The 23,564-nt window shown below is 60.0% G+C and carries 29 protein-coding genes and 1 tRNA gene; 24 read left to right on the forward strand and 6 right to left on the reverse strand.

Translation table 11 applies throughout. From position 1 onward, the window contains the following. Window positions 1-182: 182 nt before the first annotated feature. The gene (locus tag FJ980_RS20680) at window positions 183-1,379 is read right to left on the reverse strand and encodes a hypothetical protein (protein ID WP_140545640.1); all 1,197 of its coding nucleotides are present in this window, start codon (window positions 1,377-1,379) and stop codon (window positions 183-185) included. 337 nt (window positions 1,380-1,716) lie between these two features. Between FJ980_RS20680 and FJ980_RS20685 the strand changes: the two genes are divergently transcribed. The 5 genes from FJ980_RS20685 (at window position 1,717) to FJ980_RS20705 (ending at window position 6,539) form a co-directional block, all read left to right on the forward strand. Next, a tRNA-Thr gene (locus FJ980_RS20685) sits at window positions 1,717-1,792 on the forward strand. A gap of 391 nt (window positions 1,793-2,183) precedes the next feature. Beyond that, entirely contained in the window at window positions 2,184-2,525 is a 342-nt protein-coding gene (locus FJ980_RS20690; RefSeq protein WP_140545641.1) for a hypothetical protein, read from the forward strand. 8 nt (window positions 2,526-2,533) lie between these two features. Continuing rightward, the gene (locus tag FJ980_RS20695) at window positions 2,534-2,731 is read left to right on the forward strand and encodes a hypothetical protein (protein WP_140545642.1); all 198 of its coding nucleotides are present in this window, start codon (window positions 2,534-2,536) and stop codon (window positions 2,729-2,731) included. Between the two features lie 3 nt (window positions 2,732-2,734). Next, on the forward strand, window positions 2,735-2,947 hold the full coding sequence (locus tag FJ980_RS20700) for a hypothetical protein (protein WP_140545643.1): 213 nt from the start codon (window positions 2,735-2,737) through the stop codon (window positions 2,945-2,947). A 361-nt stretch (window positions 2,948-3,308) separates the two neighbouring features. After that, entirely contained in the window at window positions 3,309-6,539 is a 3,231-nt protein-coding gene (locus FJ980_RS20705) for a primase-helicase family protein (protein ID WP_140545644.1), read from the forward strand. A gap of 424 nt (window positions 6,540-6,963) precedes the next feature. Here FJ980_RS20705 and FJ980_RS20710 read toward each other — a convergent pair whose 3' ends face one another. Further along, entirely contained in the window at window positions 6,964-7,254 is a 291-nt protein-coding gene (locus tag FJ980_RS20710; protein ID WP_140545645.1) for a hypothetical protein, read from the reverse strand. A 286-nt stretch (window positions 7,255-7,540) separates the two neighbouring features. On the opposite strand from FJ980_RS20710, the gene FJ980_RS20715 reads away from it, so the two are divergent. From FJ980_RS20715 to FJ980_RS20725, 3 genes are all read left to right on the forward strand, one after another. Then, the gene (locus FJ980_RS20715; RefSeq protein ID WP_140545646.1) at window positions 7,541-7,900 is read left to right on the forward strand and encodes a hypothetical protein; all 360 of its coding nucleotides are present in this window, start codon (window positions 7,541-7,543) and stop codon (window positions 7,898-7,900) included. A 285-nt stretch (window positions 7,901-8,185) separates the two neighbouring features. Beyond that, on the forward strand, window positions 8,186-8,650 hold the full coding sequence (locus FJ980_RS20720) for a type II toxin-antitoxin system prevent-host-death family antitoxin (protein WP_140545647.1): 465 nt from the start codon (window positions 8,186-8,188) through the stop codon (window positions 8,648-8,650). A 14-nt stretch (window positions 8,651-8,664) separates the two neighbouring features. Continuing rightward, the gene (locus FJ980_RS20725) at window positions 8,665-9,429 is read left to right on the forward strand and encodes an FRG domain-containing protein (RefSeq protein WP_140545648.1); all 765 of its coding nucleotides are present in this window, start codon (window positions 8,665-8,667) and stop codon (window positions 9,427-9,429) included. Between the two features lie 131 nt (window positions 9,430-9,560). On the opposite strand, the gene FJ980_RS20730 is transcribed toward FJ980_RS20725, so the two are convergent. Continuing rightward, the gene (locus tag FJ980_RS20730; RefSeq protein ID WP_140545649.1) at window positions 9,561-10,028 is read right to left on the reverse strand and encodes a hypothetical protein; all 468 of its coding nucleotides are present in this window, start codon (window positions 10,026-10,028) and stop codon (window positions 9,561-9,563) included. Between the two features lie 330 nt (window positions 10,029-10,358). Here FJ980_RS20730 and FJ980_RS20735 point away from each other — a divergent pair, with 330 nt between their 5' ends. From FJ980_RS20735 to FJ980_RS20755, 8 genes are all read left to right on the forward strand, one after another. Next, window positions 10,359-11,015, forward strand: coding sequence for a recombinase family protein (locus FJ980_RS20735; protein ID WP_140545650.1), 657 nt, complete (start codon window positions 10,359-10,361; stop codon window positions 11,013-11,015). Between the two features lie 591 nt (window positions 11,016-11,606). Beyond that, window positions 11,607-11,783, forward strand: coding sequence for a hypothetical protein (locus tag FJ980_RS34740; RefSeq protein WP_181181271.1), 177 nt, complete (start codon window positions 11,607-11,609; stop codon window positions 11,781-11,783). Further along, window positions 11,771-11,941, forward strand: a complete 171-nt coding sequence (locus FJ980_RS34745; RefSeq protein ID WP_181181272.1) for a hypothetical protein — start codon at window positions 11,771-11,773, stop codon at window positions 11,939-11,941. The genes FJ980_RS34740 and FJ980_RS34745 overlap by 13 nt, the downstream gene beginning before the upstream one ends. 13 nt (window positions 11,942-11,954) lie before the next feature. Then, window positions 11,955-12,158, forward strand: coding sequence for a hypothetical protein (locus tag FJ980_RS20740; protein ID WP_140545651.1), 204 nt, complete (start codon window positions 11,955-11,957; stop codon window positions 12,156-12,158). After that, window positions 12,155-12,631, forward strand: coding sequence for a hypothetical protein (locus FJ980_RS20745; protein ID WP_140545652.1), 477 nt, complete (start codon window positions 12,155-12,157; stop codon window positions 12,629-12,631). Before FJ980_RS20740 ends, FJ980_RS20745 begins: the two co-directional genes overlap by 4 nt. A gap of 390 nt (window positions 12,632-13,021) precedes the next feature. Next, window positions 13,022-13,192 (forward strand): hypothetical protein, encoded by a 171-nt coding sequence (locus FJ980_RS34750; protein WP_181181273.1) that lies wholly within the window; start codon window positions 13,022-13,024, stop codon window positions 13,190-13,192. 199 nt (window positions 13,193-13,391) lie between these two features. Further along, window positions 13,392-13,664, forward strand: coding sequence for a hypothetical protein (locus FJ980_RS20750; RefSeq protein WP_140545653.1), 273 nt, complete (start codon window positions 13,392-13,394; stop codon window positions 13,662-13,664). Window positions 13,665-13,738: 74 nt separating this feature from the next. After that, window positions 13,739-14,113: a hypothetical protein gene (locus FJ980_RS20755; RefSeq protein ID WP_140545654.1), complete on the forward strand. Its 375-nt coding sequence runs from the start codon at window positions 13,739-13,741 to the stop codon at window positions 14,111-14,113. Between the two features lie 213 nt (window positions 14,114-14,326). On the opposite strand, the gene FJ980_RS20760 is transcribed toward FJ980_RS20755, so the two are convergent. From FJ980_RS20760 to FJ980_RS20770, 3 genes are all read right to left on the reverse strand, one after another. Then, entirely contained in the window at window positions 14,327-15,109 is a 783-nt protein-coding gene (locus FJ980_RS20760; RefSeq protein ID WP_140545655.1) for a nuclease-related domain-containing protein, read from the reverse strand. A gap of 235 nt (window positions 15,110-15,344) precedes the next feature. Further along, complete coding sequence (locus FJ980_RS20765) at window positions 15,345-15,551, reverse strand: AlpA family phage regulatory protein (RefSeq protein WP_140545656.1); 207 nt, start codon at window positions 15,549-15,551, stop codon at window positions 15,345-15,347. Window positions 15,552-15,713: 162 nt separating this feature from the next. Beyond that, window positions 15,714-16,961, reverse strand: a complete 1,248-nt coding sequence (locus tag FJ980_RS20770) for a site-specific integrase (protein ID WP_140545657.1) — start codon at window positions 16,959-16,961, stop codon at window positions 15,714-15,716. Window positions 16,962-17,935: 974 nt separating this feature from the next. Here FJ980_RS20770 and FJ980_RS20775 point away from each other — a divergent pair. The 8 genes from FJ980_RS20775 to FJ980_RS20810 all read left to right on the forward strand — a co-directional run bounded on the left by FJ980_RS20775 (window position 17,936) and on the right by FJ980_RS20810 (window position 23,498). Then, entirely contained in the window at window positions 17,936-18,124 is a 189-nt protein-coding gene (locus FJ980_RS20775; protein ID WP_095766010.1) for a DUF2158 domain-containing protein, read from the forward strand. A gap of 156 nt (window positions 18,125-18,280) precedes the next feature. Further along, window positions 18,281-18,727, forward strand: coding sequence for an acid-shock protein (locus tag FJ980_RS20780; RefSeq protein ID WP_140545658.1), 447 nt, complete (start codon window positions 18,281-18,283; stop codon window positions 18,725-18,727). A 45-nt stretch (window positions 18,728-18,772) separates the two neighbouring features. Continuing rightward, window positions 18,773-19,315, forward strand: coding sequence for an RNA polymerase sigma factor (locus tag FJ980_RS20785; RefSeq protein WP_140545659.1), 543 nt, complete (start codon window positions 18,773-18,775; stop codon window positions 19,313-19,315). Between the two features lie 74 nt (window positions 19,316-19,389). Further along, a complete protein-coding gene (locus FJ980_RS20790) occupies window positions 19,390-19,839 on the forward strand; it encodes a hypothetical protein (protein ID WP_140545660.1) in 450 nt (149 codons plus the stop codon). Then, entirely contained in the window at window positions 19,836-20,276 is a 441-nt protein-coding gene (locus FJ980_RS20795; RefSeq protein WP_140545661.1) for a periplasmic heavy metal sensor, read from the forward strand. The genes FJ980_RS20790 and FJ980_RS20795 overlap by 4 nt, the downstream gene beginning before the upstream one ends. Window positions 20,277-20,383: 107 nt before the next feature. Next, complete coding sequence (locus FJ980_RS20800) at window positions 20,384-20,671, forward strand: hypothetical protein (protein ID WP_140545662.1); 288 nt, start codon at window positions 20,384-20,386, stop codon at window positions 20,669-20,671. A gap of 96 nt (window positions 20,672-20,767) precedes the next feature. Continuing rightward, complete coding sequence (locus FJ980_RS20805; protein WP_246676490.1) at window positions 20,768-22,225, forward strand: DUF1800 family protein; 1,458 nt, start codon at window positions 20,768-20,770, stop codon at window positions 22,223-22,225. A 34-nt stretch (window positions 22,226-22,259) separates the two neighbouring features. Continuing rightward, window positions 22,260-23,498 carry a DUF1501 domain-containing protein gene (locus FJ980_RS20810; RefSeq protein ID WP_140545664.1) on the forward strand — a complete coding sequence of 413 codons (1,239 nt, stop codon included), beginning with the start codon at window positions 22,260-22,262 and terminating at the stop codon, window positions 23,496-23,498. Window positions 23,499-23,564 lie beyond the last annotated feature (66 nt).

The raw sequence follows: 23,564 nt of genomic DNA on the forward strand, positions 1-23,564 counted from the left end.
GCTTCGCTCCTGCTTCGCCCTAGAATGACGATCGCGATGGGCGTTTCGGCCAATCTGCAACGCATGCCACCTACCAACGCAAACAGAGCCGCCCGGTCAAAATCCCTGTGCAGTGGCACTAGAAACCCCAGTCGGCCCAAAGCGCCGGGTGGTGCCGCGTCTGCGTAGATAGAGCGACGCGATCACTCAGCTATCGAGACGCGGATCTCGTAGATATCGACGGACTTGCCCTTCTGGTCGAAATCGGAATTGACGGCGATAGTGCCGGCGGCGCCCGGGTGCTTGTTCGGGAACTGCACGTCGAACAGATATTCGTTGCGCTCGTGGCCGACCGCGTAGCGCTTGCGGCCGCAATCGCCGAGATCGCCGAAATTGCAGTCGATCGAGATCTGCGTCTCCTTGCCTTCTTCCGAACGGGCGACGATGTCGAACATGGCATGCTTGCCGGCAAGCTTCTCCAGCACGCCCTGGCCGACATCGAAGGCAATGGCCGAACCCGACGCGCCCGAGCGGATGCGCAGGAACTGGCCGGTGTCGTCCTTCATCACCTCGGCGGCGGCGTCGGACGGCGCGCTGACATGGGTCGGGTCGGCGGGCGAGAAGACGTTGATCCAGTTCTTCGACTGGTCGGCCTCGCCCGGCTTCTGCGGCGAGCCTGGCTCGGTCGGCTGCGAGGAATCCTCGTCGTCCAACGTCGGCGCCGGCTCCGGCGGGCCTGTGTTGAGCTCGGCCGCCGTCTTGAAGACACCGGTCTGCTTGGCGAAATAGAGGCCGATGCCGGCGGCCGCGAGCAATGTCGCGACGACGAAGATCGCGGTGAGCGGCAGGCGCCGGCCCCTGATGCGCCGCTCGTCGCGGTCGGGCGCGACCTGCGCGCCGTTGCCGACGGGAGCACCCGGCGAATCATCGAGCGAAGGCGCATCGGGAAGCGCTGTCTCATCCGGCATGATGTCGGGCACGCGCGGCAGCACACGCGCACGCGGCCGGTCCGAAGCATCGGGCTGGACCGGGCCGTCGACGGTGATCGAGGGCGAGGGCGCGGTTTGCGACGGCGGCAGCGGCGCGTCGACAGACGGCGCGGCCGAAATGACCGGTGCGTCGACGCGGGGATCCGGTGCGCCATTGCCGGCAGGCGCGACGTTTTCCGGCGGCAGTGTCACCTCCGGCACGGCCGGCAGGAACTCTGATTCGATCTCGGTGATCTTGGCCTGGACTGCCTTGCGGCGACCGATGGCGGCCTCCACCGTGACGTTCGGATTGGCCTGCAGGACGCGGTCGAGCGCGGCAAAGGCCGATCGATAGACCTTCTCGCGGAACGCCCGGTCCTCGGCATTGCCTTTCTCGAAGGCATTGCGGATCGCTTTCTCGATGGGGTCCAAGCGAGCTCCCTCTGCGCTTTCGCTCACAGTTGTCTGGTCGTCAGCCCCAGACGACCAATCGATCAACGGCGAGCGGCTGCCTTGCCGGCGAAAGCCATTTCGGCATTTTTTGTTGAAGAATCAACATTTTTCGTCACCGCGGCTGCAGCCGCGCCCGCCAGCCGGATGCGAAGGACCGCTTACCCGCACGCCGCCGCGGGCCGCGCCGGCGCCCGTCACGCGGTAACCGTAGATCGGAATTGCCGTCGGCAAGGCCGGAATTCACCGCCGCCCATCTTGAATTAGCGAGCGGTTGAGTCTATCACCCAGCCCATTCTGGAAGCTCAGCGCTTCCCGGGCCGCTTTAGCTCAGTTGGTAGAGCACATCATTCGTAATGATGGGGTCGCGTGTTCGAGTCACGCAAGCGGCACCAAAAATTTCCAGTAAAATCAAAGGTTTATGGCAGACGCGCCGCTAAGGCCAGGTTTCATCTTGTCCAATAGGCCACAGATAGGCCACGGCAGAGCCTGTGTTGTGGCCTATGGCCGTGGCCTTTGATTCGTAGGCCACAGAATAGGCCACACGGGTACAAGCGCCGGACGCGCAACAAAATGGCCGGGTGTGGACCCCGGCCATGACTGTTTTAGAGGTTGAGTGCAGTCGCGCTAAGCAGGGTTAAAGTCGTCGGCCGGCCGGTTTGAGCCGTTGTCAAGAATAAGTTGACGTGTGGCGCTATGTCATACACAATTCGATTTGATCGTCGGGGACGATCTCTCCCAAACCCTTAGAAAACTTGGAGCCGCCTTTATAGGCGTTGGAGCCCTTTGCAGATTCACTTCGAATTGACGGACGTGGCGCGCGCCGCGTTGGCCGAACGATACCACATTGACCGCGCGGCGCGGCGGATCGAGGGCAAGCTGGATGAACTGGACGTAGATGCTGCGATCGCTCTCGACTTCGCGGGGCTGGCGAAGACGCAACAGGGTTTCGAGGTCGCCATTGGCGTGACTTATCGCATGGCGCATGCCGACGCTGCCGCGCCGGTTGAGGGGCGCGTTGTCCTACGTGATGCAGCGGCGTCAATTGAGGTCGCGCTGGCTACCGTGGTGAGCGGTGCCGTCGATGCGCTGCTTGCGCACGCCGCATTCGGAAGGGCAGCAGCATGACGAAGCCTTTGACCGGATGGCAGCGGGAAGCAAAAGCCTTTCGGCGGATCGACCATTGGCGAGAGAACGCGTCCGCCAATGGCATCGACGGCGAGGTCCGGCTGCTTATCGAAAAGTTCGCGAGGAAGGCCGGAGCGAACGCGCGTTCGCTCTGTCGCATGTTGATCATTGATGCGCTCGCGCGCGCGGCAAAGATGAAGGACTAATCTATGATTTATTCACTCTCTAACCGGCCGATGCCTTATCGGCTCGAAGAAATCCGAAGCTGGCTGGCTGACATGTTGGCGGAGGTTGACGCCGCATTGGACGACTTGTCAGCGGGTGCCGCGATTGACTACTCGACGCTACCCACCAGCGACCCTGAAATCTCAGGGGAACTGTGGATTGACGCCGACCGCAATCTAAAGGTCAGTGCGGGATGAAGCGGCGTCCGACCAAGCCACGCCCGCCTAGATCGCCGCGACCAACGTGGCCGACTCCAGTTACGCCAAAGCTTTTGTCGCGCTGCATCATGCGGATTGGTGAGCGTTACTAACTTTCCAGGCCACTGGCCAGTTTTGGCGAGATTTTTCAGCGCACTTGTGAAATAAGTAGCCCGCTGGATACCGAACACATAGCCGCCATCCTGCATGTCGGGGTGGCGGCACTCTTCGGTCCGGCAAGTCGTCTTCATTCGACGTGTTCGCGAATCCAGCAAATCCGAAAACACGTCAAATCTACTTTGGCCGGCATGGGCGTTGCTCCTGCCGAAGCGATGCTGCGCGTCCGTGTTAAGGAGTACCTATGCCGTCCAACACCGCCCTTGTAATCGGGTTTCCCCGTGATCCGAATTTGGCTGAGAAGGCGCGCAACGCCTTGCGCCCGAATGCCAGTCGAGACGGCGCAATCGTCTATCACCTCTTCGACAGCAACGGCGATGCCAAAGCCTTGGTGGATGAACTTCACAAGTCATTCGACGGCGATCTGACAGCCTCGCTGGAACTCTTGGAGGACGGTGTTGAGGGTGAAGCCCTTTACACCTGCGATGAAATCGAGAGGGCGTTCCTGAGCGGGGAACTGACCTTCATCAACGACGCGGAAGTTTGGGGCGAACTGACTCAAGAAATCGCAAACCTCCCCATCATCGTTTCAGGTGCGGCAAAGCACACCGCCACAACTTGGAACACGCCGAAGCCTTCCCCGTTTCGGACGGTCTTCATCAACCAGTTTTCACAGCACAAGGTCGGCGAAAAGGCCGGCCGTTGTCTTGTCATGGGCGCGCTGGGCTCCAGCGGGAAGCGTTCGAAGGGCAACGTCGTCGCCATGTATTTGATGGGGCTCGACATCGATAACGGTGCCAGCTTTGAGAAGACGGCCGAACGCATCCGAGAACTCAACTACACGGGAATTTTGTATTCCACGCATAGCAGCGGGAAGGGGACCGTCGAAATCAAGCGCGACGACTACATGCGATGGGCGAAACTGGACCTTCTGCATGGCGAGCCGTCTGTCTCGGAGGCGCAGGCATATCTGCGGGCTCTTGGTCGCTACGAAAGCTTTGTAATCGACGGGATTTCCGAGATCACGACGGCGCATGAAGATACCGTCAAATTCATTTGTAAGACGACTCCCTTCGACAAGTTTCGGGTTCTGTTCCCGCTTGCCGCGCCGCTGGTCGTCGCTGAACAGCCTCAGACCCAGACCACGGTTCTGCGCGAATGGTCGAAAAAGGTCATCGGCCTCGGGCAGAGGCTTGGCGTCAGTGTCGATCGTGCTGCCGTCGATCCAAGCCGCGTCTTCTTCCTTCCCCGGCATCCGAAAGGGGCAGCGTATCGCATCGTCCTGAACTGCGGTCGCTTGCTGCCTTACGAGGAAATCCCTGTAGGCACGTCGGACGCTGACCCTATCGCGGCGGCCGGCAACGCTATGGGGTCGCGCGATCACGTCGTCATGGCGGACGGTTTCGACCTCACTACGTGGTGCGCGAAGCATGGACACGAGTTCGACATTGCGCAGCTTTTTCACGATGAAGCATCGGAGCGCATTCGGCTGGACCATGGCAACGACAAGCTCGCAGTCGAATGCCCAACGGACCATTTGCATTCGAATCCGGGTGATCCCGAAGATCTAGGTTGTTACATCCAGTCTGCGGGGATGAGTGCAGAAAGCTTCAATTTCGGCTGCACCCATGCCGGTTGCGCGGCGCACGGTCGAGACCGGTTGAAGATGCTCTGTGCGGCCATTGATGCGGGCTGGTTTTCTTCGTCCTCGCTTGCGAACGGGGTTTATCTAGTCGAGAGCGGTGGCGAGGACGAGCGAGCCGGAGGCGGTGACTCGGATTTGCGCGCGGCGGCTCTCGGCAACAAGCCGGCACGAGCGCGAGTGTTTGCGGAGGCAAAGACGGCCGCCGCGCTGTTGACCGAGGATAGTCCCGACGAGGACGTGGAGGCCATCCAGCGCCTCGCTGCCGTTCTGCGGGAAACCGAGAGCGAACGCGTCGTCAAGATCATGAAGGACAAGACCGGGCTCGCTGTTGCCAAGCTGCGGAAAGGGATCGACGCGTTGCGCGGTTCCGAGAGCGAAGCCAAGTCGCCCTATCACTTCGCCACCTTGGAAGCCGGTATCAAGGCGCTGAATAAGGAAGTCGCCATGGTCGAGCGCGGGACTGATGTCATGATCGTCCAGAAGCGTGAAGAAGAGGACGGATGGAAGAGCATCCGAGCCGCTCGAACAGTCTTTGCCCCTTGGAAGGTGGGCAAAGGGGACGACATGACGCCGCTGTTTCCCTTGTGGGAAGAATCCCACCTGCGGGACTATCGCACTGAGGTTGTCTTCAATCCCTATCGGCATGGTGATGCCGATCCTACGCCGCAAGAGCATTACAATCTTTACAAGGGTCTCGCCGTCGATCCGGTCGCGGGCGATTGGATGTCCCTACAGCGTCATCTCTTTCACGTGGTCTGCAATGGCGACACGCGCCTGTTCCGGTTCATGATGGGCTGGGCAGCGGACCTCTTTCAGAATCCCACTATCAAGCCCGGAACGGCCCTTGTGCTCCATGGCTTGAAGGGCACGGGCAAGACTCTCCCCTTCGTGCCCCTTCAACAGATTCTCGGCTTGCGGCACAGCGTCAAGGTGAATAACCGCAAGCATCTCACGGGCAACTTCAACGAGCATATGGCAGGCAAGTTGCTTGTCGTCGCCGAGGAAAGTTTTTGGGGCGGGGACAAGGAAGCCGACAGTTCCCTAAAGGACCAGATCACGAGCGATACGGTGTTGCTGGAAAAGAAGTTCGCCGACGCTGTCCCGGTCCGCGACTATAGGCGCTTCATCATCCTGTCCAATGCCAGCAGCGTGGTTCGAGCAACGCCCGATGAACGGCGCTACGCGGCGACGACCGTGAGCGATGCCCGTATCGGGGACACGGAATATTTCGACGCGCTGGTGGCTGACATTTATGGCGGCAAGGTTGCCCCGGCGATGCTCCATGATCTTCTCAATCTGAACATCTCGGATATCGACCTCCGCCGTCCGCCGAAGACGGCGGCACTGGTCGGACAGATCATCAACGCTTTGCCGGCCGATGAACGTTGGATTCGGGGCGTGCTCCTGTCCGGCTCTTTCACGGGAACAGACGGCGCGGACCTTCTAGACGAACGCACGGCCGATAAGTGGCTGAAGGAGTCGATCAAGATAACCAAGGAAATGGTCCGCGAGAGCTACCGGTCGGCGGTCAAGCCTTATGGAGGCGGGCAGGTCGATCCGGGCGAGATCGGCACGTTCTTCCTGAGCAAGTTCAAGGGCACCGAAGCCGAGATCGATGACACTCGATCGGGGCGTGGTAAGCGGGAATACGTGCTGCCGCCGCTGCCGGAAATGATCGCTGCTTATGAACGCAATTGGACTCCGCTCGATCCTGATACGGCCGAGGATGAGCGCGACTTTATCCGCGCCGCTGACAAGAACGACCCGGATGAGCGCAGACGGGTCGAAAAGGACGCCGACGACTTCATCAATGCGTTCTTTAAGCGGTGAGAGCCGGCAGTCTGACTCCACGGACTCCACGGTGAATCGCAGTCTCTACAGGAATTAGAAATTTTCATCCGCCTGACGTTGCCGAGTCCGGTGCGATGCGACGGGAGCAATTCGAAAAATTTCTATTTTCACGCGTAACTTCAAAACACCCTGGATTCCCCTGGAGCCCCTGGAGTCATTCTGCACTCAACCTCTTCGTCTTGCCTCCCCGCCAAAGACCGCCGATCGACACACGCCGGTATGCCGGCACACCACGCCAGCGCCAAGGCCGCCGACCGTTATGACCGAGAGCCACCCGATCCAATGGGCCAAGCCGCCGCGACGTGAGCCAGGTCGAACCGGGTGAGTTTCCCCGAAAGGCGCACAAGGTTGAGTGCAGATGAACCCGACTTGGGATCGCTCTCTTGCCAGGGATCGATCAGTATCAACCGATGCGAGGCTCGATCCGCCGGCTGGGTGCAGCGTACTCAGTAGTGTTGCCAGCGTGTTCGGTAATCCGCCGCAAATGATTCTCGATCAGCGCTAACAGGGCGATAATCCCGCACAAAATGGATGCAATTGATAGGCCGACAACGGCTCCGGTGAGATAACCGAATATCGATGAGACGCCGCTCACCTCTGCACGCTGACCGAAGATTACCATCGAGCTAAGGATGATTACGATAGCAAGTATCTTGTTAAATAGGACTAGTATGTCAGCAAGTGCGCGATTCATGACGGTTCCCCCTTATTGCATTTCACCCATCAATTTTGACCTACACGGCTTAAAAATTCGTACATTTGGTGAAGGAAAAATTGTCTGTCGCACCGGGCTGCTTCCAGGGATGCAGTTCAGATTATCCGGCAGCGTGAGGCACCTTTGGTATCGGTGCGGCTACATCATCGAACTGCATCATCTGCTTTGCATACTGCTTCCGTTGTCTTGTCGTGATCCTCCGCCCCCAACGCTTGACGGCTAATCAAGCCTATGGTCGGTTGCATCAGGCATATAGGGGGTCATTTTGAGAATCGGGTTTGTCGCCGCCACACTCGCGGTAGGATTTAATTGCATTGACGTGACAGGCAGCTTTGCGCAAGCGCCGGACTATAGTTCACTGGGCCCCGCCAGCGCGGCTTGGCTGAAATGTCAGGAATTTGAGGTAAAGAAAGATGTCCGCGCCTACGGAAAGGACGCACAACCTGAGTCGATCGCAGACATGGCCTTTCTCGATTGTAAAGACTTGGAGGATGCGATGAAACGGGAAACGCTTGGAGCGAATGTAGATTCTGATGCTGGCAAGGCGCTATTCATGCAGTACAAAATTGAAATGCATGAACTACTGTCGAAGATGGTCGTGAAGCTGCAAAGGCAACAGCCGTAGACGCGCTCCCAATTGACCACTGCCCACCACGACCGAGAGCGCGGGGCCCCGCCAACCGACACGCCCGGAGCCGGCACACACGCCAGCGCCAAGGCCGCCGATCAACAAGGCCTTGGATCAAAATGGTTTGGGACTCTGCCGGCCGCGTCGTGCGGGAGCGGTAGATCATCTGCACTCAACCCGTGTCATCCCCCACGCATCGCCCGTACAAAGGACGTGACGAACGCTCGAGCTATCGGGGTTGAGTGCAGACCGGTGCCGCTTGGACAATAGAGGAATAGCAAATTGACAGTATCAAGAGGCCGCGTTCGCCAAGCAGTTTTGCGCGCCCTTCTTCGAGAGTTTCCGGGAAGGCGTATTGAGGTCGAAGGAAAGGAGGTTCGGTTCTATGCCGATGGTGAACCAAGCCAAGTTATCACGGTGACCGTGGCCAACACGGCACACAGGGCATCACACGAGGTTGAACTAGTTCAGGAATGGGCAAGCGAAAGAGATGCGGGCGAGCACGATGAGATAGTGCAGGAGATAAAGACGGTCGCTCACGATCTTATGGCCGAGTTAAAGGAAAATCGAACGTACGTCACCAAAGTGAGCATCAAGGCATTGAGCGAATCTCTTTCGAGTTTTCTTGGTAGGGTGTTCGTAGGTCGCCCGCTGATAATTACAAAGTACGGAAAGCCGGACGCTGCGATATTGTCAATCGAAGATGCAGAAAGGCTCTTTGGGGCAAAATTTTGGGAACATCCCTGAGTAAGAGGTGCCTTATGCGGATTGTTGAACTAAAGCAGGGTTCGTTAGCGTCATTATTTGATCTGATCGAAAGCCAACCGGGTGACTATCGGCACTTATTCCGTGGACAAGCAAATGCCGCATGGGAAATAATCCCATCATTGTATCGAGTTGATCATCTCGGAATTGGAGGTAACACGCTAGAAGAGAGCTATAATCTATTTGAGGCTAGCTGGGTCAATCGGTTCTTCGATGACGGACTTCCCTATTTGCCGACGATCACCAGAAGTTTTTCCAACGACCGCATTCTAGCCCAACACTTCGGCCTCCCAACCCGGTTCCTCGATTGGAGCCGCGACCCCTTGGTTGCCGCATTCTTTGCCGTAGAAGACCCGCGAAACACAGAAGACGCAGCCATTTTCATGATCCTGCCCGACGCCGAATATTTGCCCGAGCAAGTTCGTAGCCTGGGGCCGCACAAGGCAATTGCTTTACGACCGCCAGCAATTGACGGACGCATTATAGCGCAGAAGTCGATGTTTACATTTCACCCTTACGGCGGCGACTCGAACCAGCCGTTTGTTCCACTCGATCAACGCCCCGACATGGGAAATCAGATAACGACCAAGACCGGTGTAGAAAGAGGATTCGCCAAGATTATCATCCCAGGACCCTGCAAGCGAAAGCTACGGCATACACTTCTTGGCATTGGCTATGATCGCCGAAATCTATTTCCGGGCCTAGATGGCGTCGGTGCGGATGCGGGAGCGCGCGCCAAAACCGGAACAATGCCCCATTGAGCTACGCGCCTCTCGCGGGTCCTTCGCAAGAGGGCCAAAAATAACAGTTTATCTTGTATGTTCCCGGTTACTTTTGGATACCTTCACCGGATCACACAGAACGTTCGTTCAGGGAAGAAGTCTGCCCTGTATCACCGTAACTCTACAGCGCCTTCTGCACTCATCCCCTGCCGGCGCAGTTTGAAGTTGTCCCGATACTGGCCGAAGCGGCGTTCGATCTGGTCAATGGGAATGTATCGGATATCAGCGGTCTTTGTGTGCGGAGCGTTGCGCTGTGCCTGCGCATCAGCCTCTGACCGGGGGATGATGTAGACGTTCCGAGCGTTGCTTCCATCGGCAGCTACTATGACGATCGCCAGCCAATCGAATTCATCGGTTGCCAGATACTGCACGTAAGCCGCGCCCTTTTTGTACGTCCTGGCCTTGACAGAGACCCGTTGGGGTTCGCCGGCAACAGGTTGTGCGATGACATCGTAGTGGGGCCAATTGTCGGGCACTTTTAGCGCTGGCACACCGGCCAATGTAAGTTCGGCCGCGACGATCATCTCGGCCGCATCGCCCATCTGCTTCTTTGTGAATAGTCTTTCTGCTTGATCCACCGTGGCCTAGCCTCTTTCAATTTGGGCGCTCAGCCTACTCGGCGACAGTTAAAAAGTTGAACCGGCCCGGATTCGATCTGGCCCGCTGCACTCGACTCAGGACGAGCCACAGAAGCAGGGGGCTTGGGACCCTACAGTTTCAAATTTGAAGAAAAATCCCAGCCGAAAAATCCGCCCCTTAACCCTTCTTTCTTAGTGTTAAAGCCGGCCCTCAACCGGTTAACCATCGTCCGAAAAAATCGAGTCCAATCAATGTTTTAAGAGCACAACGCGCGTTGCCGTTCCTGAATTGCATGGTATTCTATCGATTATCCGATGGAGGCCGCATTCATGACCCGCTACGTCGTCTATCTCCGCCTGTCCAAAGCTCGCAAAGGCGAAGCCGGACTCGGCATCGAAGCGCAACAGCGCGACGTTGACTTGTTCCTCGCCACCTATGCCCACAACCCCGAAGTGCTTGCGACCTTTACCGAAGTCCAGTCGGGCGCGGACGATGATCGACCCGAGCTTGCCAAGGCGCTGGCGCTGGTTCGCAGCACGCCGAATGCGGAATTGCTGGTGGCCAAGCTCGACCGCCTATCGAGGCGTGTGAGCTTTATCGCCAAGCTCTTGGAGGACAAGCGCGTGACCGTTCGCGTCGCATGCATGCCGAACGCCGACGCATTTCAGCTTCACATCTACGCGGCGTTGGCTGAACAGGAACGCATCTTCATTTCCAAGCGCACGATCGCCGCGCTTGCTGTGGCCAAATCGCGCGGCAAAGCGCTTGGTGGCATCCGGCCTCATACGGAGCGGCGAAATGAGGCGTTGAAGGCGCAAGCCGATGCCCGAGCGTTGAAGTGCATTACGGTCATTGGTCCGATGCGAGACTCAGGGAAGACCCTGGCCGAGATCGCGAGCGCTCTCACAGTCATGAACATTCCGACCGCGCGCGGCGGGAAGTGGAGCCCGACCACTGTAGCCGACATACTGCGGCGGGCTGCATAGCATGCGGTTCATCCTTGCTCTCGCCTCGCTTGCCTTCTGGCTGTTCGTTCTCAAGGTCGTGCTTGCGTTTTAGATGATCCCGACGCGGCAAGCCTCCTAGCCTATCGACCTCGCAAGCCCGGCCATCGCGCCGGGCTTTTCCGTTGCATAGGGCGAGACGTAATGAGCGAGGTTGGGCGGGCCGTGTCGTTGAGGGTTGCATGCAGACGCTCGAAGCCTTCCGGTTCAAAAAGGAAATCGGTTCCGGGACTCCCGCCGTGGACCCGTTGGGGACGTATGGGGGTAAGGCGGCCTTGGGCCGCACACTGTACTCATGACTAGATACTTAAAGTTTTTTCGCCGGTTTAGCTCTGCACTCAACCCAAGCCCTCTGCACTCAACCCTATCTAGCGTCACAATCGCGGCCGTCGATCTTCGTGGCCATTCTGTGGCGGTAAAAACGGATGAGTGCAGAGAGACGAAGTCCTTCCGGAAAACGGTTCCCTCTATACTATCTAAAGTTTCTGTAATGTTGCTGAGCCACAGGACGATTTTCCTAGACTCCACTTCCGTAGCGATGGTAACCTTCGATCAAACTGGATATATCGACACATGAGAACCAAGAGCGGCATTCAATTTTCCACTTATCTGACTCCCGACCAACTGGCTTGGTTGCGGGCCAAGTCGAACCGCAACCGCAACAGCGTTTCCAGCGAGCTTCGCGCCCTGCTGGAAAAAGAAATTCGCCGGGATTCTGTTCTGTCGGAAATCGACCGTTGTCTCGCTTGATCACCGTCTCGATCCCGGACGCACTCGACCGATTTGTTTTGGAAGAGCAGCGCCGCACCGGCCGATCGGCTCAGGAAATCATCCGCCTGTCCCTAGTACAGCGCGAGGTTTCGGTTCGTCGGTACCTCGCGCAGGAAACCACTCTATTTGAAGATTGAAGAGGAAATGAAATTGACCAAGAAAAACGCAAACCCGTTCACGATCAAATTTCGAGACGGTCGCATCATTGACGATCTCGACTACCAAAATGCGGAAGAAGCCGTCCGGCTCTATGGTGCGCAGTGGACGGACTATAACGCCGCCTTCACGGCCATTACCGACGCTCGCGAAGAGCAGCGCCGGACCAAAACGATTAATGCAAGGGCGGACTCATGAACGCCGCCCAGAGCGATTTTCTGGCCTCGCATGGGGTCACGTCGGTGCAGGAAATCGCCGACCCGATGGTGCGACTCCTTTACACGGAAATCGACGGACGGCCCGACGTAGTGGAAGTGAAGGAAAGGGACAGCCTGACTGGCGCGCAGCGCGAATATCTCGCCAGCTACGGGGTTGAGTCGCCCGAACAGTTGGAACCTTTTGCTCGGTCCATTTTCGACGCGTTCGGAGAACCCAAGGCAGAAACGGATACCGGCAAGGCATCGAAGTCTTCCGGCTCGCCCGAACTCGACGTTCACAAGATCGCCGCCGCGAACCTCACGCCTCTGACTCGCTCCCAGTTGGTCGATTGGCTGGCCGTTTTGAAGCAGGACTATCACGAAGGGATGCGCGGCTTGCCTCAGCACCAGCGCACCAGCCGTTTCGAAATCGAGACCGCCCGACTCCATGTTGGCCCTTATTTGAAGGGCTGACCAAAGTTTTCGGCCGAGCTTCACCGGCCGAGAAAGTCGCTCTTTAGGAGATGCGACTGCCCCACGTCCGCGATACCCCGCGCGGTTTCGTGGGGCACAGATTCAGCGCTGTGCCTCCTCACCGCCCATGGCCCCGTCACTTCGCTGGATCAGACCTTCCGGGTCGGCGATGAAACCCCGCCCGGCGAACCCCGCGCCGGGCGGGACCATTTTAGAAGAAAGCGAGACCATGGTGAGCACACGGCGCGAGGAAATTCAGGTTCAATTGGATCGGCTGAACGCCCGCCTTTTGGTCACGCTAGACATTCGCGAACGGCACCGCCTTTTGAAGGTGGCGCGTGAGTTGAAGACGGAACGGGCATCCCTTCCGTTGCCGGGTGAACCCGCAAGATGAGCGCCGCGAGAGACCTGTTGGAGGCGCTGGAATTGCAGGCTGAGAATCTACGCCGCCAGATCGCGCGGCAGGATGCAGAGCACCGGCCTGATTACCCGCAGTTGGCAGTCAGCCTGCAAAAGGTTGAGCGGGACATTGAGGCGTTGGACGGGCTTTTGAGTGAATAGGATATGGCAATCAAACGCAAAGAACGGCTGGCAGAACCCTTTTCAGTTCGACTCCCAATCGACGACCTTGCTTATGCCGAAAGTGTCGTTCGCGACTTTCACCTCTCGGGAGTAGGCGAGGTGCTGAGACTGGCGCTCCGGGAGTACCGAAAAGCAGCCGCGCGCCGTGCCGTCGTCGGCGACTGATGTTGCGGTGCCAATGACGCGTGCTGATGAGTGGATTGACTTCATGGCGCATGCTGCCGCGTCGACTCATATGGTCAAGGCCTATGTCGCCGCGACCAAGCAGCCGGCTCCGATCACCAAGCAGGATTGTGACCGTGCGGTCCTGACGAACCCGGCCGGCGTTCTAGCCAACTTCCTCTATTGGGCGACGATCGCCCAATGGGGCAGCGACGGCGTACCCCAAGAGTTCTGGAAAGCCGCCAAGAGGCGTTGGCCAAAACTTCGGTCGCCACATCCTCCTGTGTGAGGTTTTCCAAAGCGACTTGCCGCCTGAGGCTGGCGTTCTTAAATCTAACGTCCATCCAAATAGCGGGGAACCCCATGCTCACTTCGGAAGCCATCGCAAAGGCCAAGTTGAACACGCCCTACGGTACAAAAGACCGTTTTCACGAGCACGACGATTGCATCAGGATCGCCTACGAGTGGCTAGATGCTCAAAAGAAGATCCAAGGCCCGACGCCCAAGACGCGGCCACTGAAACATCTTATTGAGCAATGGGCAGGCCGCTACGTTTCCCAAAATGACGTTGAAGTCGCGGCGAACATGCATCCAGAAATCTTCGGCACATACCCTCATTTCAATATCAGCACGCGCTTGATCGAGCCCAGCCCCTCACGTCTTGTTGGGATTGCGGAAGCGCATACGCAATCCTACAAAAACAGGAAGCCCGAAGTGACTTACGCGTTCAAGGAATGACGCTGCTTAGGTTCCTGCCCAGGTGCACTGGTTCAATCCGCCTATCCCCGTGAAGACCCAGCAACCGGCTAGCTGCCAAGGTAGAGGGGCGCGCCTTCTCACGAATCTGTATGTCTCCCTGCCGCTATTCACACCCGACCGCCTGTCAGTATTGCGGTGCAGACGTAGGGCAGTCAGAATGGAGCACGACACTTAAAGGTCCCGTAGCGGCCATCAATGTTTCTTGGGGAGGAATTTCCCAGCCTTGTGTTGTTCGAACCGAATCCGTTCATCCTCAATGTAAAGCTTGTTTTGCTCTTCGACCCGCTCCGCATTCTGCGCATACCAATCTTGCATACGCGCATCCTCCATATCGCGGAATACCCGATCTAGCGCATCTTTGACGTCAATAGCGATTTGGTCAACTTTCGACGGTTGGAAAGGCAAAGCTCCGAGCATCTTAATAATGTTGTCGAGTTCCGCGCTATCCAGAAACAAGCGGTTGGAAGCAACATCGCAGAGCCACTTCAAACCCTCTCTGTAGCCGCCAGTTTGAAACCACTTATCGGCCTTCGGTGAGAAACTGTCTCTAGAACGCTTGAGTTCGACCGACTGAGTAAACAGGACGAGTCCGCTTATATGAGTGAGTGCCTCTGTCTCGTTCGCCTGAGAAACCGATCCCAACCACTCAATTAGTCCCCGCTTGTATCTACTCACTTGCTTGAAAGGGTTGAGATAGTGAGCCCCTGCTTTAATCTCAGTGCCGTCGTTTGTGGTCCAGAGATAGTTCTCGGATATGGCGATCGTTCCGCCGTAGTTTTTGAAATCGATTATGGTAATAGATCGCGGACTGAGCACCAGCGCGTCGAGTTCAAATTGACCAACTTTGACGTTGCCGATAACACGGACATCGCCTTTGCTTTGCAAATGCTCGGAGCATAGGCGGCACAGCCTGTCGAACGCATCGTTCTCTTGTGTATGCAAAAACGGCGAGCGTCTGTAAGTGTGAACCGGCATTAAGGGACCTCTGGGTTTTGATGGACAAAGGGTAAGGCGCGGCCCTTCAGTCGGCCACTCTTTTCTGACATCGCGGGGTGTCTTGGCCTGGGCTACGGATTTTCGTCACCGACAAGCTTTGGGAGATCGCGGACATTGTTGCGCTGATCGAGGAGAAGGATTTCGATCAAGAAACCACGCGCCCGCTTTGCTATCGCGACATGTTTGGGGTCGCTTCCTTCAAGAACCGTTATCGTCATGACGCGGTCTTGGCGTCACGCTTGGCAACGATACCCTGAATCCAATCCTCGATTTCGGACAGCACCCAAGCCACACGCCCCGGACCAAGCTTCACGCGCTTGGGGAAGCGTCCAGCTTTCTCCAGCCGGTCGATATGTTGAGGCGAATAGGGGACGAACTCTTTCAGTCCCTTCTTACTGACAAAGCGGATAACGTCCTTCATTCGGGTCCTCTCGTTTGACGCACAACGAGAACGGCGCGGCAAAGCGCAGTCTCTCGACTGCGCTCAACCCGTTCGGACGTTGACAAAATCCGGTGAGTTCTCAGGCGTGCGCTCGCTAGCACATGTCACGACATGCTTGAAGCGAATGTTAGTAACGCCTTCCTATGCCGCCGCGTCGATCACCTCAGATTCGGTCTTCGACTTGACCAATCCTTCAATATGATCCGACCATGATTGAAGCGCCTCACGCTTCTCATCGACATACTGATATCGGTTGTAAATCTTCGCTACGGCTGTCATCGACGCCGCCTTGTGATTCAGAATGTGCTCGATGATGTGAGGCGGAACCTGTCGCTTGCCTAGATTGGTCGCCAAGGTGCGGCGTAGATCATGCTGGGTCCAGTTTTCCAGTGGCTTGCCGTCGATAAGCGTCTTCTTGTCCAAATCCTTCTTGCACTTCGAATAACCCGAGAAATGACTCTCGTCGTTCCCGCGCGCCGGGAAGACGAACGTGTCGCTTAGCTTCGGGACGCCCCGGAGAATGGTCAGTGCCTGCGTCGAGAGTGGAATGATAGTCGGGTCTTCATTCTTGGTCCGGTCGCCCGGTATCTCCCAAAGGCCAGTTTCGAGGTTGAGTTCAGACCAGCGCATCGCAGCGACCTCAGTCCGCCGCTGGCCTGTCAGCATGAGCAGCTTGACGATGTTGCCATAAGGATAGCCGACCGCAGCGCAGCCTTTCCAAATGGCCTCTAATTCGGCGCTAGAAACGACACGCTCACGGGTGACCTTCGGAGCAGGATCAGGCAACCCGTCGCAAGGCGAGACCGCTATGAGCCTCTGCGGCGGCTTGCGACACCAATTGAAGAACGCTCGCATATACCAAAACGCCGTGTTGGCGGCCTGCGGCTTGCCGGACGCGACGATCTTCTTGGTTATGCTGGTGATGTCGGAGTCGGTCACGTGATGAACCGAACGACTACCAAGCGCCGGCACCAGATAGGCGTCCAGACTGGCCTTGACCAACTTCCACGAGTCCCATTTAGGTTTGCCGGTCTTTTCAAAGTTCGGTCCTTTGCACTCGGATTCAATGAACTGTGCGACCAACTCCTTGACGCGATCGGAAAGCTTTCGCTTTTCTTTTTTCTTCACGCCCTGCGGATCGATTCCCTTGGCGATTTGCGAACGCGCATCCTGCGCTTTGTTGCGCGCATCCAAGAGCGAGATGTCTGGATATCGTCCAATCGTGAGGCGAAGGGGGCGGCCCTCGAATCGGTATTTCAGCACGAAGGTTTTCGACTCCTTGCTGATGCGGACGAACATGCCGGCGATCTTGCCATCGCGGATTTCGTATTGCGCCTTTTCCGCGCTCGGCTTGGCGTTCTTCAACTGCAACTCCGTCAACGCACTCATAGACTCAATCTCCAAATAGGCCACATATAGGCCACACCCAAAGCGGTGCTGGCATGTTCATGCATGAGAAGACAAGAGCACGCAAAGCCTTATGAATCAAGGGTTTCGGGGCTTGCTAAGTTCACTGGTGAGATGATATGAGAAGCTTAGTTACGATATTCGTAATGATGGGGTCGCGTGTTCGAGTCACGCAAGCGGCACCAAAATTTCTCCACGAGAACCAAACAATTAGCGGAGGCCGAGCGCTTGAGCGGTCTGCCGTGAACCATGGGCAATGGGGCGGGTGACAAAGATCATCGGCGCCGGCGACCTGCCCCAACGGAATAAGGGGCTATATCTTTGGTCCTTTCGGACCAATGCGTTCGGCAGGATGGACCTCGGTCGATTGTGGGCTGGCGGGCAAATCAGACAGTCTCGCGATCGCACCGGCTGATAACCCCAAGCCCCCCGCCCTATCGGTCGGTGCATGCCCGGCTTGCGGATCTCAAAATCCTAACCACAAAAAGCGAGCCGGGCTTCCATCCGCGTGCCCATGCCGAGACGCAATTTGTCGGAAATGCAATGAGGAGTTGGACGGTCTATCACGTCGATTTCAGAGCAGCGGGCAGCAGACCGCTTCTGACTGAAATCGGAAGCGTTGAAGCAGACAATCTTTTGGCAGCGGTGACGAAGGCACAAGCATTGTGGCCCGATGAAAGGTCAATGACCGTCCGCCCGGCCACAGAAGACAGCCAATCGGCACAGCCGCCGGCCCCACAGCGCGACACCGATTGAATCCGAGCAGCGATCGGGCCGCCCGCTTCAGCTCCAAAACCTTGACATGATCTGGCCACGCCTACGGTGCTACCCGGCGTGTCTCACAAGCGGCATCATCCTCACGCCTTCCCAGGCTGCACCACGTGATCGGCGCATCTCGGCCATTGTCGGGAGCAGTTGTTGGTGGGAAACTCCCTTCGTCAGCATGGGAGGTCGAAATGCCCAATAGTTTCAAGACCGGAGACGTCGTCAGGCTGAAATCCGGAGGCCCGGAAATGACCGTCAGCGACGGGGCGGCGTCCGGCACGTATCTGTGCCACTGGTTCAACCGCGAGGGCGACGTCTGGACGCCGCAGCATGCTGGTTTCAAGCAGGACCAGTTGGTGGCCGTCGACCAGCCGAGATAGCCGTCGCCCTCCTGCCCTTAGGAATGCTTCGGTCCGGCTGTGCCGGATCCGGTAGGTTTGTTGTCCGGTCGAAAAGGACCGACGGATTTTGCGCTGTCTCGCGTTCAATGGCTGAAGCGTGGCCGCCAACGGCCGCGCCCAACCGGAGACGAGAGCATGATCCGCCCCACCATATTCGTCGTTGCCCTTGGCTTGCAGACCGCGTTCGCGGTCGCCCAGACAACGACGCCCACACCTGTCCCCGCGCCGGCCCAGACGACGCCGGACACGTCGGCTGCCGCCAAGTCGGACCTCAGCAAGTCCGGCCTGACACTGGCAAAGTTCGAGGCGCGCCGGGAGAAGGCGTTCATCCGGGCCGACAACGACAATGACGGCAAGGTCAGCCTCGCCGAATGGACCGCTTTCCAGACCGCGCGCAAGACCAAGGGCGATCCGGCCAAATCCTTCGCGCGCATGGACACCAACAAGGACGGCTTCGTCGACAGGGGCGAGCTCGACGCCTTTCTCGCCAAGCGCTTCGCCAGGCTCGACGAGAATAGCGACGGCGTGCTCGGCGCCGACGAGAGGCCGGGCCATAAAACCGCTCCCAATCAGGAGCAATGACCAAGAGGCTATGCCGCACAATGACAGCCGCGAGCGTCCCGATTGATGGGCGCCGATCCGGACGAGGAACTGGTACGCCGCATCGGCGCCGGCGACACCGCCGCGGTGCAGGCGATGGTGGCGCGCAAGCTGCCGCGCATCCTGGCCCTGGCCACCAGGATGCTTGGCGACCCGGCGGAAGCAGAGGACGTCGCCCAGGAGACTTTCGTGCGCATCTGGCGCCATGCCTCGGGCTGGCGCCAGGGGCACGCACGCTTCGACACCTGGGTCCACCGGGTGGCGCTCAACCTCTGCTACGACCGGCTGCGGCGCCAGCGCGAATGGACGACGGACGAGCTGCCGGAGGTGGCCGATGAAACGCCGCTTCCCGATGCCTTGCCTGGCGACGACGAGCGCAGGGTCAACCAAGCGCTGCAGCGCATCGCGCCGCGCCAGCGCGAGGCGATCGTGCTGGTGTATTATCAGGAGCTGTCCAACATCGAGGCCGCCGGCGCCATGCAGGTCAGCGTCGATGCACTGGAAAGCCTGCTCGCACGAGGCCGGCGCGCCTTGCATGCCATGCTCATTGGAGACGATGGCGATGACTGAGACAGCAAAGGCATTGCCGGCGTTGCGGGCAAGGACGTGGGGGGCCACGTCGGGATGGCGGAAGGGGGAACGGGATGGCTGAGAAGAGAACGAAAGGGCGGATGGATGCCGGGCGCTTCGCTGCGCTGGCGGATGCCTATGGCAGCGCCTTGCACCGCTGGCCGCCGGGCGAACAGGCGGCCGCGATGCTGTTTGCCGACACCAAGGAGGGCCGAGCTATCCTGGCGCGCGCCGGCAGGCTCGACGCCATCCTCGACCGGCATCGCGTCGAAATACCCAGCCCGGCACTGCATCGCATGATCGTCGCCCGCGCCGCGACCGAGATCAGGCAGGAGCGCCGCCGGCGGTTCTGGTGGCTGGGCTTCGGGCTTGCCGGCGCCGGGCTGGCCGGTGCCGTGGCGGGGCTGGCGCTGGTGACCGTCGTCAGCCCGGATATCCAGCCCGATCATTATGTGATGGACGCCAATGCGACGTCTTTCGGCGACGCCGGCCCCGATGCCGACCAAACCGAGGAGGATCTATGAACCCCCGTCTTGTCGCGGCATCCCTGGTGCTCAACGTCTTTCTGATCGGCGCGCTCGCGGGCGGCGCCGGCTGGCTGATCGGCAGGTCCAATCCGGGCTATTCGCTGGAATCGGTCGGCGGCAGGCTGCCTGCCGCCGACCGCAAGATCTTCCGCCAGGCGTTGCGCGAGGTTCGTCGCGAGTCCCGCGATGTTATTCTCGACGGGCAGACCGCGCGGCGCGAGGCGGCGAACCTTCTGCAACAGCCGACTCTCGACACCAACGCGCTTGCCGCCGCCCTGGAGCGGGCGCGCAACGCCGATGTCACCATGCGCACCCGGCTCGAGCAACGCATCATCGAGTTCGCCGCATCGGGCTCGCCGGAAGACCGCCGGCTGCTGGCGGACGCCCTGCTTCGGCGTGCCGGCAGGCAGCTTCCCGCAAAAAAATCGCCATAGCAGCGACGGAAATGGCGAGCACGCCCCGTTCAAGAGGACGAGGGACAGGCCTGTGACCGCCTTTGGCGGCAGGTTCTCTTCAATCTCGAAACCTTCGGGAGTATCGCATGAACAGTCTGACGAAATATTCGGTCGCGGCTGCGCTCGCCCTCGGCGGAACGGCCGCAGCAACCGCCGCCTCGGCGATGCCGATCGCACCGGTTGCGCCGGCGCCCGCAATGATAGAGCGCGTCGCCTGGGGCTGCGGTCCGGGTTGGCATCCCAACCACTGGGGCCGCTGCGTGCCCAATCGCCGCGTGATCTATCCCGGCTATTACTACTGGGGCGGACCGCGCGTCTATATCGGCCCGGTCTGGCATCCCTACCATCGCTGGCACCACTGGCGCCGCTGGTAACAACCTTCACGATGCCGGTGCTGCGGCCGGCATCGTGAGGATCCCCGATGATCCATGAACCCGACGCGATCTGCGCCGGCTTCAACGGAGGCTTTGTTGGCCGCACCATTTGCAAATTCCGTCTCGCCGGACCCCGCCCTGGTGGCGCTCAACCGCTTCGGCCTCGGCGCGAAACCCGGCGCCGAGTTTGGCAAGATCGCCGCTGATCCGCGCGGCTACCTCAAGGCCGAGCTCAAGCAGCAGGACATCGCGCTCATTTCCCCTGACGACCCGCGGAATGCCGGGCTGCTGGACAGCACCGCGGCGATCCAGGCCAGCATGGCGGCAGCCATGGAGCGCAAGGCGGCGCGGGCCGAGAGGGCGGCGGCCGTCATGCAGCCGATGGCGGCAGATGGTTCAGCCGGCCGGCCCCTGACAAAAGCCCAGCCCGCGGTGCCGCGTGTCGAGGCCGATATCTATCGCGACGAGGCGCAGGCCCGATTCAACAAGGCGCTCACCGCCGCGCCCGGTTTCGTGGAGCGGCTGGTCGGCTTCTGGTCGAACCATTTCTGCGTTTCCGTTGCCAAGGCGCCGGTCGTGCGGGCATGCGCCGGCGCCTTCGAGCGCGAGGCGATCCGCCCCTTCGTGCTCGGCCGCTTCGCCGATATGCTTTTGGCCGTCGAGCACCATCCGGCCATGCTGTTTTATCTCGACAACCGGCAGTCCATCGGCCCCGATTCCCGCGCCGGCAAGCGGCGCGGACGCGGCCTCAACGAGAATCTCGCCCGCGAGATCCTGGAGTTGCACACGCTGGGCGTCGGCAGCGGCTATGCCCAGGCCGACGTCACCAGTTTCGCGAACATGCTGACCGGCTGGACGATGGCCGGGCGCGAGGGGCGGTTGGGCGAGCCGGGAAGCTTCGTCTTCAACGCCAATGCGCATCAGCCGGGCCAGGCGGTGCTGCTCGGCAAGACCTATCCTGACGGAGGCATGGGCCAGGCGGAGGCGGCGCTCAACGACATCGCCCGCCACCCGGCCACCGCGCGGCACATCGCCACCAAGCTTGCCCGCCATTTCATCGCTGACGATCCGCCCGAAGTGGCGGTCGCTCGCCTGGCCACGATCTTCACCAAGACCGATGGCGACCTGCGAGCGATCGCGTTGACGCTGATCGACATGCCCGAAGCCTGGTCGACGCCGCTCACGAAGCTGCGCTCGCCCTTGGACTATGTCTTGGCGCTGCGGCGGGCGGTCGGCGCCACCGCCGGCAACGAACCGCAACGGTCGCTTCGCTGGCTGAGCGTGCTCGGCGAGCCGCTGTGGCGACCGCCGGGGCCGAACGGCTTTTCCAACCGGACGGACGCATGGGCTTCCGCCGAGGGCCTCAAGACGCGGCTGGACATCGCCTGGCAGGCGGCGAAGCAGGCGGACGATATCGGCGATCCCGAGGAGATGCTGGCCTCGCTGATCGGCACATCCGTCTCGGCCGAGACACGCCAGGCGATTTCGCGCGCGGAGTCCCGGCAGCAAGGCCTGGCGCTCCTGTTGATGGCGCCGGAATTCCAGCGCCGGTAATTCCAGCGGCGGTAACAGTGATGGAGATGCGGCCATGAGCCTTCTTTGCGAAACCCCCAGCCTGTCCCGCCGCGCGGTGCTGATGACCGGCGGCGCGCTGTTTGCCTGGGCCTATCTGCCGCGCTTTGCCCGCGCAGCCGACAAGCGCGACCCACGCCTGATCGTCATCGTGCTGCGCGGCGCGCTGGACGGGCTGTCGACCGTCGGGCCGGTCGGCGATCCGGATTATGCCGGCCTGCATGGCGATATCGCGCTTTCGCTCTCGGGCGCCAACCCGGCATTGCCGCTCGACGGTTTCTTCGCCGTCAACCCGGCGATGCCGGTGTTTGCGCGCCTGTTCAAGGCAGGCCGGGCGGCCGTCGTGCACGCGGCCGCGACCGGTTACCGCGAGCGCTCGCATTTCGACGGCCAGGACGTGCTGGAAAGCGGCCTGCCGGGTCCTGGCAACGCAACCACCGGCTGGCTCAACCGGGCTTTGGCCAACCTGCCGGCGGGCGACAGGATCGCGAAAGCCGGCGGGCTGGCGGTCGGGCCCTCGACGCCGCTGGTGATCCGTGGCGCCGCGCCCGTGCTCGGCTGGGCGCCGCAGGCGCTGCCGACGCCCGGCGATGCGCTGGCGGAGCGTGTGCTCGACCTCTACAACCATCGCGATCCTGTGCTGGCGGCCGCACTTCAGAAAGGCCTCGACGCCGACCGCATGGCGCTGGGCGACCAGCTCGACAGCAAGACCATGAAGCCGAAAGGCGGCCTCGACAATGCCGCCGGCATGCGCCAGTCGGCGCAAGGCGCGGCGAGGCTGATGGCCGCCGACGACGGGCCGCGCATCGCGGCGCTCGCCTTCGACGGCTGGGACACCCATGTCAACGAAGGCGGCGCCACAGGGCGGCTCGCCAATCTGCTCGGCGGCCTCGACGGGGCGTTCGAGGAGCTCGAGAAGGGACTTGGCGAGCGTTGGCGCGACACCGCGGTCGTCGCCATCACCGAGTTCGGCCGCACGGCCCGCATCAACGGCACCGTCGGCACCGACCATGGCACCGGCACGGTGGTGCTGCTCGCCGGCGGCGCGATCAAGGGCGGCCGCGTCATCGCCGACTGGCCGGGACTGAAGCCGGCGCAGCTCTACGAACAGCGCGACCTCGCGCCGACCAGCGATGTGCGCGCGGTGCTGAAGGGGCTGCTGGCCGACCAGTTCGGGCTTTCCGCTGCGGTGCTCGGCGACAAGGTGTTTCCGGAGTCGGCGGCGGTGAAGCCGATGCGGGATCTGGTGGCGTGAGTCGTGGGGTTTGCCGGTCAGCGATAGGCTAGCGGCGCTAGTCAGTTCGTCATCCACGGGCGGAGC

This window comes from Mesorhizobium sp. B1-1-5, from assembly GCF_006443065.1.
Taxonomy (GTDB): domain Bacteria; phylum Pseudomonadota; class Alphaproteobacteria; order Rhizobiales; family Rhizobiaceae; genus Mesorhizobium.

Coding starts and splice junctions, on each gene's coding strand:
- FJ980_RS20700 (WP_140545643.1), top strand. CDS start 2,735: ATGATTTATTCACTCTCTAACCGGCCGATGCCTTATCGGCTCGAAGAA.
- FJ980_RS20705 (WP_140545644.1), top strand. CDS start 3,309: ATGCCGTCCAACACCGCCCTTGTAATCGGGTTTCCCCGTGATCCGAAT.
- FJ980_RS20710 (WP_140545645.1), bottom strand. CDS start 7,254: ATGAATCGCGCACTTGCTGACATACTAGTCCTATTTAACAAGATACTT.
- FJ980_RS20725 (WP_140545648.1), top strand. CDS start 8,665: ATGCGGATTGTTGAACTAAAGCAGGGTTCGTTAGCGTCATTATTTGAT.
- FJ980_RS20735 (WP_140545650.1), top strand. CDS start 10,359: ATGACCCGCTACGTCGTCTATCTCCGCCTGTCCAAAGCTCGCAAAGGC.
- FJ980_RS34740 (WP_181181271.1), top strand. CDS start 11,607: ATGAGAACCAAGAGCGGCATTCAATTTTCCACTTATCTGACTCCCGAC.
- FJ980_RS20745 (WP_140545652.1), top strand. CDS start 12,155: ATGAACGCCGCCCAGAGCGATTTTCTGGCCTCGCATGGGGTCACGTCG.
- FJ980_RS34750 (WP_181181273.1), top strand. CDS start 13,022: ATGAGCGCCGCGAGAGACCTGTTGGAGGCGCTGGAATTGCAGGCTGAG.
- FJ980_RS20750 (WP_140545653.1), top strand. CDS start 13,392: ATGACGCGTGCTGATGAGTGGATTGACTTCATGGCGCATGCTGCCGCG.
- FJ980_RS20755 (WP_140545654.1), top strand. CDS start 13,739: ATGCTCACTTCGGAAGCCATCGCAAAGGCCAAGTTGAACACGCCCTAC.
- FJ980_RS20760 (WP_140545655.1), bottom strand. CDS start 15,109: ATGCCGGTTCACACTTACAGACGCTCGCCGTTTTTGCATACACAAGAG.
- FJ980_RS20765 (WP_140545656.1), bottom strand. CDS start 15,551: ATGAAGGACGTTATCCGCTTTGTCAGTAAGAAGGGACTGAAAGAGTTC.
- FJ980_RS20770 (WP_140545657.1), bottom strand. CDS start 16,961: ATGAGTGCGTTGACGGAGTTGCAGTTGAAGAACGCCAAGCCGAGCGCG.
- FJ980_RS20775 (WP_095766010.1), top strand. CDS start 17,936: ATGCCCAATAGTTTCAAGACCGGAGACGTCGTCAGGCTGAAATCCGGA.
- FJ980_RS20780 (WP_140545658.1), top strand. CDS start 18,281: ATGATCCGCCCCACCATATTCGTCGTTGCCCTTGGCTTGCAGACCGCG.
- FJ980_RS20785 (WP_140545659.1), top strand. CDS start 18,773: ATGGGCGCCGATCCGGACGAGGAACTGGTACGCCGCATCGGCGCCGGC.
- FJ980_RS20790 (WP_140545660.1), top strand. CDS start 19,390: ATGGCTGAGAAGAGAACGAAAGGGCGGATGGATGCCGGGCGCTTCGCT.
- FJ980_RS20795 (WP_140545661.1), top strand. CDS start 19,836: ATGAACCCCCGTCTTGTCGCGGCATCCCTGGTGCTCAACGTCTTTCTG.
- FJ980_RS20800 (WP_140545662.1), top strand. CDS start 20,384: ATGAACAGTCTGACGAAATATTCGGTCGCGGCTGCGCTCGCCCTCGGC.
- FJ980_RS20810 (WP_140545664.1), top strand. CDS start 22,260: ATGAGCCTTCTTTGCGAAACCCCCAGCCTGTCCCGCCGCGCGGTGCTG.